The sequence below is a fragment of the Methanoregula sp. genome (assembly GCF_002835825.1).
Lineage (GTDB): Archaea > Halobacteriota > Methanomicrobia > Methanomicrobiales > Methanospirillaceae > Methanoregula.
This window is the reverse complement of sequence record NZ_PIZH01000038.1, coordinates 1-9575: the sequence shown is the minus strand read 5'-3', so window position 1 is coordinate 9575 and position 9575 is coordinate 1. Positions and strand designations below refer to the sequence as shown.

General features: G+C 58.2%; 8 protein-coding genes. 3 read left to right on the top strand and 5 right to left on the bottom strand.

The features are described 5' to 3' along the window. Positions 1-17 precede the first annotated feature (17 nt). Positions 18-827, bottom strand: a complete 810-nt coding sequence (locus CW742_RS02680) for a tRNA 2-thiocytidine biosynthesis TtcA family protein (RefSeq protein ID WP_292416121.1) — start codon at positions 825-827, stop codon at positions 18-20. 3 nt (positions 828-830) lie between these two features. After that, complete coding sequence (locus CW742_RS02675; RefSeq protein ID WP_292416118.1) at positions 831-1025, bottom strand: MoaD/ThiS family protein; 195 nt, start codon at positions 1023-1025, stop codon at positions 831-833. A 101-nt stretch (positions 1026-1126) separates the two neighbouring features. Between CW742_RS02675 and nadA the strand changes: the two genes are divergently transcribed. After that, a complete protein-coding gene (gene nadA, locus CW742_RS02670) occupies positions 1127-2047 on the top strand; it encodes a quinolinate synthase NadA (RefSeq protein ID WP_292416116.1) in 921 nt (306 codons plus the stop codon). 6 nt (positions 2048-2053) lie between these two features. Here nadA and CW742_RS02665 read toward each other — a convergent pair whose 3' ends face one another. Then, entirely contained in the window at positions 2054-2314 is a 261-nt protein-coding gene (locus tag CW742_RS02665) for a hypothetical protein (protein ID WP_292416114.1), read from the bottom strand. 90 nt (positions 2315-2404) lie between these two features. On the opposite strand from CW742_RS02665, the gene CW742_RS02660 reads away from it, so the two are divergent. Then, positions 2405-3943, top strand: coding sequence for a small ribosomal subunit Rsm22 family protein (locus tag CW742_RS02660; RefSeq protein WP_292416113.1), 1539 nt, complete (start codon positions 2405-2407; stop codon positions 3941-3943). A gap of 79 nt (positions 3944-4022) precedes the next feature. Beyond that, positions 4023-5375 (top strand): hypothetical protein, encoded by a 1353-nt coding sequence (locus CW742_RS02655; RefSeq protein ID WP_292416111.1) that lies wholly within the window; start codon positions 4023-4025, stop codon positions 5373-5375. Between the two features lie 134 nt (positions 5376-5509). Here CW742_RS02655 and CW742_RS02650 read toward each other — a convergent pair whose 3' ends face one another. After that, the gene (locus tag CW742_RS02650; protein WP_292416109.1) at positions 5510-6430 is read right to left on the bottom strand and encodes a hypothetical protein; all 921 of its coding nucleotides are present in this window, start codon (positions 6428-6430) and stop codon (positions 5510-5512) included. A gap of 288 nt (positions 6431-6718) precedes the next feature. Further along, the gene (locus tag CW742_RS02645) at positions 6719-9505 is read right to left on the bottom strand and encodes an IPT/TIG domain-containing protein (protein ID WP_292416107.1); all 2787 of its coding nucleotides are present in this window, start codon (positions 9503-9505) and stop codon (positions 6719-6721) included. Positions 9506-9575 lie beyond the last annotated feature (70 nt).

The window sequence follows — 9575 nt, the reverse complement described above, 5'->3', positions numbered from 1 at the left end:
CACCGTGCCGCAATCTTCTATCTGCTCTTCATGAGGTGGAGCATCGTGCCCGGGTGCTTTGACGCAAGCGTGGCAAGCATCCGCCGTACCTCACCGCGGAGGGCATGGACCGCGTACGGGCACTCCGGGAGATCTGCCCAGGCACCATGCAGCATGAGGTAGACTGCGATCTCCTTCTCTGAAATGAACATCAGGGGCTTGATGCGGGGGATGAACCGTCCCTGCGAATCGCTGCCGGAGTCCCGTACGAGCCGGGGCAGGTCGCCCCGGAGCACGTTCATGAAGACCGACTGGGCTTCGTCATCGAGGTTGTGCCCGGTTGCAAGTTTCATTGCACCGGCGCGCTCCGCCCCGACATTCAGCGCCTTCCGCCGCAGGATCCCGCAGACACTGCAGGCCTCCGGTTCCCGTCCCGCAAGGAACGTATCGAGTGTGCCACCGAAGAGTTGTGGAAAGGATACGGTGAGATGCGGGAGACCGAAGCGGGCAACCAGGATATCTGCCGATCGGATGGTGTCCTCGCGGTAACCGGCGATCCCTTCATCGATAGTGATCGCTGTGAGCCGGACGGGCCCGAGGGACGGCAGGACCCGGGAAAGGATCATCAGGAGGGCGGTGCTGTCCTTGCCGCCACTTAAAGCAATGGCCACGTGGTCGCCGGGGGTAATCAGGTTCCGCGAACGGATGGTTTCCAGGACTCGTCCTTCCACATCCGCAATGAAATGGTCCCGGCAGAGGTGGCGGCCGGTTGTTCTCTCCCGGTAGACCGCAGGTTCACCGCAGGTGTCGCAGCGAGGTGTCGTATCGGGTCCTGCGGTGTGCACCACCCGTCATCCCCCGTGGGCGATCCGGATAATCCGGATCTCATCGTCGTTTGCGACAATCGCATCTTCCGTAACGAGTGTTCCATTCCGCGAGACGATCACGTCAAATGGGTCGAACCCGAGGTCCCGCAGGAGCTCCTCCACCGTCATCGTGCCGGGCCTCATCTCGCGACTGCTCTTGTCCGGAAGGATGATCTTCATAGCCTTATGAGGTACTGGGCGGGCCGGATGCATAAATATCCGGGTGCGCCGGCCGGGAGCATCGGTTTAATAGGAATCTGCGATGAACAGGATACAGGATTATGGACAGGTTAGCAGGTTCCGCGGAGATCGCAGCGGAGATCCGGAGGCTGAAGGAGGAACGGGATGCGGTCCTCCTTGTCCACAACTACCAGCCCGACGAGATACAGGATATCGCGGATATCACGGGGGACTCGCTCGAACTCTCCCGGGCAGCGGCCACCCGTAAGGAGGACGTCATCGTCTTCTGTGGCGTGGACTTCATGGCCGAGACCGCGGCGATCCTCTCTCCGCAAAAGACTGTCCTGTTGCCCGCGGAGGATGCCTGCTGCCCCATGGCGCAGATGATCAGCGCTGCCGAACTGCGGCTGGCAAAGGAGCGGCACCCGGATGCTGCCGTGGTCTGCTACGTCAACACCAGCGCGGAGGTCAAGGCCGAAAGCGACATCTGCTGCACGTCCTCGAACGCCGTGAAGGTGGTCAACTCCGTACAGGAAGACGAGATCATCTTCGTCCCCGACCGGAACCTCGGGCGGTACGCCCAGCGGTTCACGAAGAAGAAGGTCATGCCGTGGGAAGGGTTCTGCATTGTCCACGACCGGATCACGCCGGAGCAGGTGACTGCTGCACGAAACGCCCACCCGGATGCCGTCCTGCTCGTCCACCCCGAGTGCCGGCCGGAGGTCATCGACCTTGCCGACCACGTGGCAAGCACCTCGGGGATTATCAAGGAAGTCTGCAGCTCGAAGAAAAAGGAGTTTATCATCGGCACGGAGGTTGGGATCCTGTACCGGCTGAAGAAGGAATGCCCGGACAAGATGTGCCTCCCGCTCGATGAGAAGGGCATCTGCCGGAATATGAAGAAGACGGACCTCGAAAAAGTGCAGAGCGCCCTCCTGACGCTCCGGCCCCGCATCACCGTGCCCGATGAGATTGCTTCGCGTGCCCGGGGCGCTATCGAACGGATGCTGGCCCTGCCGTAAGAGCGGTCACGCGTTTTTGTGTCCGTTCTCCTGTGCCCTGAGCTGCGCCATCACTTTGTGGTAGGTCTCCTCGCCCACGCATTCCTTTGCATACTTGCACCACTGCACGCAGGAGATGGTGTCGTTATACACCTCAAAACCACAGTTGCTGCACTTTACGGAGACGTCGTTTGAGAAGAGTTCGACTTCCTCACCGCACTGCGGGCACTTTTTGATAGCAAGCGTCGGGGTGCGGAGGTTTGCGGCACCGGGGCAGTGGTCGAGCATGATCTGATCTGTCAGGAATATCTCTCGCCATGGCAGAAGAAGCCAGCGATTGAACAGAAACAGGAGCGTTGTGGAGCCGCCTGACGAAAGATGTATGTGGGCAGTCACCCTACTATCCGGCAGGTTATGGCCGGAAATTCCCTGATCTCCACGATACAGTATGTTGCCGGGACCCGTCCCTCGTTTTTGCTTTCGGAGATCGTTCAGTATCTTGACGCGCCAATGCCTGTCGATGAGATCTACCGGGCGATTGCACCGGAACTGCCCCGCCTTGGCCTTATGGCAACGCGAAGGGAGGGAGATGTCGAGATCAAAAAAATCCCCCCGGCTCAGCCCCTGTTCCCGGGCAATGGCGAGCGGGAACGCACCAGTATATTCCTTGAGAAGAGGGAACTGCCCCCGGTTCTTGCCACTGCCATCGAGGAGTATATCACAAAGAAAGTCGGGAAGCCCTGGGATGACCCGGTCACGGTCGAACGGCTCCGGAAAGCAATCACGGCCCAGAAGGACGATTACTGGAAGCCCCTGCACCAGCGTTCGCTCCGGTACACCAAAGGCTACAGCGTGCTCGGGTACCTTGCCTACCATTTCCCGGTCTACTTCATGCAGACAGAACACCTGCTCCTGCGACTTTTCGAGGAAGGATTCCTGAAAAAGTCAATGACCATCCTCGATGTTGGCACGGGGCCCGGGGTTGTCCCGCTCGCCATCGCGGACTTCTTCTCCCGGCTTGACGGGGGGAAGGCGTCAGTCTACGCCATCGAGCAGTCGGAGGAACATATCGAGGCGTTCCTGTATCTCAGGGACGCATTCGTGCCGCGGGGCGGGCCGGTCTCGGTCAAACCCCCGAAAAAGGCGGACATCCGCGACCCGCTTCCCGCAGGCCTGCCGGAACGGTTCGACCTCATCGTCTTCTCCAATGTCCTCGGGGAACTCGCGGACCGTTCGGGAGACCCGCGGGCCGGTATAGTCGGCCGGTTTGCGGAGCGGCTTGCTCGCGACGGTGCAATCCTGGTTGTCGAGCCCGCGGATGAAGTGAACTCCACCCGCATGCGGACGCTTGCCGCCGGCCTTGAACCTGCCGGGCTTACCGTGCACGCGCCCTGCCCGCTGTTCCGGGGCACTGCCTGTAAAGCCCCGCGGTGCTGGAGTTTTGCCACCGCACCGGCCATCCGGCCCACGCGCCTGATGGGAACTCTTGCCCGGTGCGATGAGTCATACCGGTACATCAATACGGACATCAAGTACAGCTATGCAGTTCTCCAGAGGGCCGCGGTACGCCGCGACGGCTTCCGGCTTCTCTCCCCGGCAAAGTTCCTCCAGCTCTCGAAACTGCACCTGCACGAGGGAAAGCGGGTCAATACCATCGTCGCAAAGATGAGCGGTGAACTCGGCGATGCAAAGACCCATCTCTTCAAGGTCTGTGACGGGACGGCAAAAGCGCCGGTCTATGCCGTGCTCCCGGCGTTTCACAAAACAGCAGAAAACGAGGCATTGCTTTCTGCCGGCTATGGCTCCGTGCTGGAGCTTTTGGGTGTGCTTGTCCGGCACAACAAAGCTCATGATGCCTGGAACCTGCTCGTGAACCGGAACACGGAGGTGCGCGGACCTGACAGGCATGGGGAATAATGCGGCCTGCTCCTGAATACTGCAGAGATTATTAGGAGGAAGGGACACAGTAACTACTGGTATACTCCGGCAGGAATTTATGGATACTCCGGGCAGTGAGAGCGGGGATGCGGTCATCCACAGGACACAGCGGCTGATCATCAACGGTATTGGCTACGAAGCCGTCTTTCTCGAGGGGCAGCTTACCCTGGTTTGCGAGGATGCAGGAAAGCCCCGGCTGGAGATCCCCTACCAGGACATCACGCTTGCTTCCGCGGAGACCAACCGGCTGCGCGAACCGGTGATCCGGATCACCTACGGTACTTCCGACGGGAGTATGCGTGGGATCGAGCTGATCTTCATCTTCCTTGCCGCCGGCAGGAATATCCAGAACCGCGACCGGTGCCTTACCGTTCTCGAAAAGCAGGGAGTCGCAGTCCAGGCCGATCCCACTCCTGCCGATTACTATTCCCGCGCAAAGCGTGAGAGGATGGATGCGGGAACCCTGGATTCCGATGCACCGACGGGCCGGCCAGCGGTCCCGGAATGGACGGTATACGGTCCTGCACAGGGCACCCGGCAGGCCATCCCTGATGAGCCAAAACCGATATCCCCTGCCTTCACGCTCCTTGCCATTGTCCTCCTTATGGCAATCCTTGTCCTGGCCATGGTCTCGCCGATACCGGAGCCGGGGCTCCAGCCCTGGGAGAAAGCTGCCGCAGCAAAGGCAGGAGTCACTGCCGCACCGACGCCTGTAAACGTGCCCACGCCGGCTGCAACACCGGCCCCGGTTCCCGGGGAAAAACCCCCTCTCTCAGGCACTGTACCGGGGAACGGCATCTGGGTAAAAATCTCGTATCCGGGACAGTACTCAGGGTTCCTCTCTGCCAGTGGCTGGCGCAGCGATGTGAACAGTTCCGGGACACAGTGGTACCAGCTGCCGGTCCAGAACACCGTGATTGACGGGTTCATCGAGAAAGGCGACGGCTCCATGGAGCGACTGGAGGTCGCGACATACAACGGGGGTGTGCTGATTGCCCGTCATGAGACAACAACACCCCGGGGAATTGTCGAGATGCATGTATCTGTCGGGCCCGCGGTCGCCGGCCCGGATGCCACTGTACCGGCGACACCGGTCGCTGCTGAGCCCACGCCACCGGGAGAGGGCCCGGTCCGGCTCGCGATACCCGATAACGGCGTCTGGGTCCAGGTACGGTACCCGGGGAACTATACCGGCACCATCAGTTCGAACGGCCAGGTACGGTCAGTCGAAGGAGCCGGGGACCAGATCTACCAGATGGTAATGAAGAGCGGGACAATCGATGGAATCCTGGAGAAAGAAGACGGGAGCAGGGATCTTTTAGAGGTACTGGTGTACAAGGACGGTGTGCTGACAGCGCTGGCCAATACCACTGTACCCCGGGGGATAGCGGAAGTTCACACGACAGTGTAAAGGAAATGGAGGGTTTCCCGGTACTTTCCACCGGGATGTCCCTGCATCATGCAGGACTATCCTTCCTGCTGTTCGTCATGCCCCGGAAGATCGGGAGATATCCTGATGATGCGCCAGGGGGAGTGACCTGCACCCTAACTGAGTGTCAGCGAATCGAACTGAAGGGTGTACTGCGTGGTATCACGTACCGTAAGGTCCTGCCCTGCGGATATCTGGATCGTCACGCTGTTTGCAGGCGCGAAGGACCGGACAATAGTGAACGGCTGGCCGTTCCCCGGAGGGCTCATGGTAGCATTGGCAGAAAAAACATTCACGCCGTTTGCATCGATTGAGAGCCACCGCAGGCGGGGAACGGAAGACGGACTGAGGACCCCCCGGAAGGTGACGCTGCTCCATCGCGTGCTGCCGGGAGCGGTAAAGGTTTTTGACACAGACGATCGTGTCGAAACCCGGTCATAAGTCACCATCGAACCGTATTCACCATGGCCGCTGACAATAACCGGGCCGTGTTCAAGGCAGGATCCGGTTCTTGTTCCCGAATCGGAACATGCAGAGGTATGCTGCCACCCGTCCCACCCGTTCTCATTCGACCAGTTCCACACAAAAGGCAGTGCCTTCTCATCCAGAATCGTGAAAACCCCGATCTTTTGTGCAGATCCACCCCCGGCATTCTGCAAATGGACATCCCATTGTCCGGTTGATGACGATGCTGTCGGAAGCGCAAATACGCACCTGATCCGGGATGGCGAGATCACCACGATATCCTGTGCAGGGATATCGGCTTCACCCGGTTTTGCCAGCCAGATGGACGGGGATACACCATACGAGAAATTCGTGCCGGTTATGGTAACCGGAACGAGCAATCCGGTAGAACCACTTGTGGGAACGATCGCGGAGGATGCCGGAGCCTGCGAGGGGAGATTCTGATGGTCGGCTGGTCCAGACAGACACCCGGCGGATACTATGGCAGAGATGAGAAGGATCGCGATACATCCCGAAAGGAGAGATCCCGTGACCGTTAACAGTTTTCCCTTAAGAACATGTGGAAATCCCATACAACTCACCTGGTGTTCTGCGTTTCCCGAGGCTCCTGCAGGCACCGTAAACCCGTCTTCATCGGGTTTCCATAAACCGGGAACGCGGGGTGCCTGTAAGGCCGCAGAAGCATACCAAATACCCCGAATAAACAATCAATGGATGGATGAGATTATAAATTAGGCGACGCTATGGGGAGAGTTCAGGCCAGAGATCCAATGAGCCCGTACATACGGGCACGTTTGTTAAGGCATTGAAAAAAGGGGTTTTTCGTGGGGAGGCAGGTGATTATCCCGGTACTGACTGCCTCAACTCAGGGTCAGCGAATTGAACTGCAGGGTGTATGAACCGACAGCAAGTCTTGTTCCCTGTTTGCCGGTTATCGCAACTGTTACGGTGTTTGCCGGTTCGAATGTCCTTGTGATGGTGAATTCCTGGCCATTGATACTACTGTCCGATCCTGCCGTGGCAGAATAGACATCCTGACCATTTACGGTGATGGCCAGCGATCGTCCTGCTGGATACTCTGATGCACTGAGCAGACCGTTGAATGTCATCGTGGACCATTGCTCCCCGGGTGCTGCCGTGAATGTCTTTGTCACGGTTGACTGGGTGGAACCAGCCCTTCGTTCTGTAGAGACTGCCGTTCCATAGACCCCATGACCGCCTTCAACAACAGGCCCGTATATCGTATCAGTTGAAGTTGTTGGTGTCCAGGCCGAGGTTGTTGTCCACCCCTCCCAGCCATCGGTGGACCAGACCCAGCTGCGTTCCGAGGGTTTCTGGTAGGTGATGGTGAACATGCCAAGGTAGGCACCGGTCTGGCCGTCCTGGCTTTCGATCCAGAGATCCCATTGCCCGGCGGGTGCTGATGCCGGGATGTTGAGCCGGAATTTCAGCTCGGTTGTGCCGAAGATCTGCGTGTCCGATGCGGGGATGTTGGCTTCTCCGGCTTTTGCCAGCCAGATTTTCGGGTTTGCACCAAAGCCGAAGTTCGTCCCTGTTACGCGTATCACGTCAATTACCGTTCCATTCTGGCCGCTGCTCGGTTCGATCGAAGTGACGGTCGGGGGCGGGTTGGTGATCGTGAAGGCAGCTCTCAGGGAGCCTGACTGTCCATCTGCATTCTGTACAACAACGTCCCACTTGCCCGGGACGGTTGATTTGTAGGGGGTGAGCTGGAAATTGCAGGTGATCTGCGTGGGGGAGTTGACCGTGACACCGGTTGCCTCGATGTTGTCTTCACCGGACTTTTCCAGCCGGACGGTAGGGGTTGTTCCGGAAACAAAGTTCGTTCCCGTGATGCTGACGCCGGCCAGATCTGCTCCGGCAAGACCGCTGGACGGATCGATTCCGGTCACGGTCGGGGCGGGAATTACGGTTACTTCATACGTGTAGGTTCCGGTTGCTGAGCCACCGGGGGTGGTGACGACGATGTCAACGGATCCCGCTGCATGTGCGGGGGTAGTCGCGGTGATGGAGGTATCGCTGACAACTGTAAATTCCGTGGCGGCTGTTCCATCGAATGTTACGGCCGTTGTTCCGGTAAACTTCGTTCCCGTGATGGTCACTTCCGTTCCACCGCTTACCGGACCAGTTTCCGGGGTGATACCGGTCACGGTCGGAGTGGGGATGACCTCCGTTTCATAGGTAAAGGTCCCGGTTGCAGAGCCACGGGGAGTGGTGACGACAACGTCAACGGATCCCGCTGCATGTGCGGGGGCAATCACGGTGATGGAGGTATCGCTGACAACCGTAAATTCCGTGGCGGCTGTCCCGTCAAATGTTACGGCCGTTGTTCCGGTAAACCTCGTTCCGGTGATCGTCACTTCTGTTCCCCCGACAACCGAACCATTTACCGGGGCGATACCGGTCACGGTCGGGATGATCACGGGTGCATGCCCGGTTCCTGCGGTATACTTCAGATCCTTGTTCTTCTGGTCATAGTAACTGATGGAGGGATTGCCGAGCGTATCCAGTACAAGGGAGGTGAATGTTCCTACTTTCTTTGAACTGTCCACCGTCTCAGTTTCCCAGGTGGTGGATGCACGGTTCCATGCGGCAAACTTCAGGTTCCCCCTGGTGGCATCGTAATAGCTGATCCGGGGGGAGTCCATTGCATCCAGTCCAAGGGATGAATACGCACCAACGCTCCCGGCGCTGTCGACTGTCGTGATGACCCACCGGGTCCCGTCCCAGGAAGCGTATTTCAGGTCCTTGTTTGTCTCATCATAGTAGCTGATCCGGGGGTTGCCGCTGCTGTCGAGAGCAAGAGACGAATATTCGCCTACCTTTCCCGTACCATGATAATATCTCGAATAATCTGAATCATGGTCATTGCCCCATCCCCAGCCCCAGAACGATGACTTCTGAGGATTCTCTTTCTTGGAAGCATCAACGGTTGTGATAACCCATTTGGTTCCATCCCAGGATGCATACTTCAGGTCGCCATTCGTCTTGTCATAGTAGCTGATCCGCGGATTGTCGCTGCTGTCAAAGGCAAGCGACGAATATTCACCAACATTTACGGAACGGGTCTGGTATTTGCCCTGATCGCCATCCCAGTTGCACCCCCGCTGGGTACCTTTCCTGTAATTGTTACCGTCGACGGTGGTGATGATCCACTGGCTGCCATCCCAGGCAGCGTATTTCAGGTCGCCTTTCGATTCGTCATAATAGCTGATCCGCGGCCTGCCGCTGCTGTCAAAGGCAAGGGAAGAATGTTCTCCAACCTTTTCGGTTCCATGGTACCATTTCTGGTACGCGGCGTCATGGTCCCACGAGTTGCCCCATCCCCAGTATGACCATCCGCCACTGGATCTCTTTGAGGCATCAACCGTGGTGATGACCCACGCGGTTCCCTCCCAGGACGCATATTTCAGGTCGCCGTAAGTCTGGTCATAATAGCTGATCGCGGGATTGCCCGATGCATCCAGCGCAACCGACGAATACTGCCCGACCTTCCCTCCGCTGTCCACGGTCTGTGTTGACCAGGGTGCAAATTCGCTGGCCGCAGCAACACCGCTGACCAGCAGGACTGCTGCCATGACCAGCAACACAGCAATCCGTATCGGTTTATACCCAATATGCTTCATTTTTCCCCCTATACGTATGAGATTTCAGGTTTTCCTGATGGTTCAATATGTGAAATCGACAATTAAGATT

Excerpts from the sequence above, each read along its gene's own strand:
- CW742_RS02660 (WP_292416113.1), top strand. The coding sequence starts at position 2,405 with ATGTATGTGGGCAGTCACCCTACTATCCGGCAGGTTATGGCCGGAAAT.
- CW742_RS02655 (WP_292416111.1), top strand. The coding sequence starts at position 4,023 with ATGGATACTCCGGGCAGTGAGAGCGGGGATGCGGTCATCCACAGGACA.
- CW742_RS02675 (WP_292416118.1), bottom strand. The coding sequence starts at position 1,025 with ATGAAGATCATCCTTCCGGACAAGAGCAGTCGCGAGATGAGGCCCGGC.
- nadA (WP_292416116.1), top strand. The coding sequence starts at position 1,127 with ATGGACAGGTTAGCAGGTTCCGCGGAGATCGCAGCGGAGATCCGGAGG.
- CW742_RS02650 (WP_292416109.1), bottom strand. The coding sequence starts at position 6,430 with ATGGGATTTCCACATGTTCTTAAGGGAAAACTGTTAACGGTCACGGGA.
- CW742_RS02665 (WP_292416114.1), bottom strand. The coding sequence starts at position 2,314 with ATGCTCGACCACTGCCCCGGTGCCGCAAACCTCCGCACCCCGACGCTT.
- CW742_RS02645 (WP_292416107.1), bottom strand. The coding sequence starts at position 9,505 with ATGAAGCATATTGGGTATAAACCGATACGGATTGCTGTGTTGCTGGTC.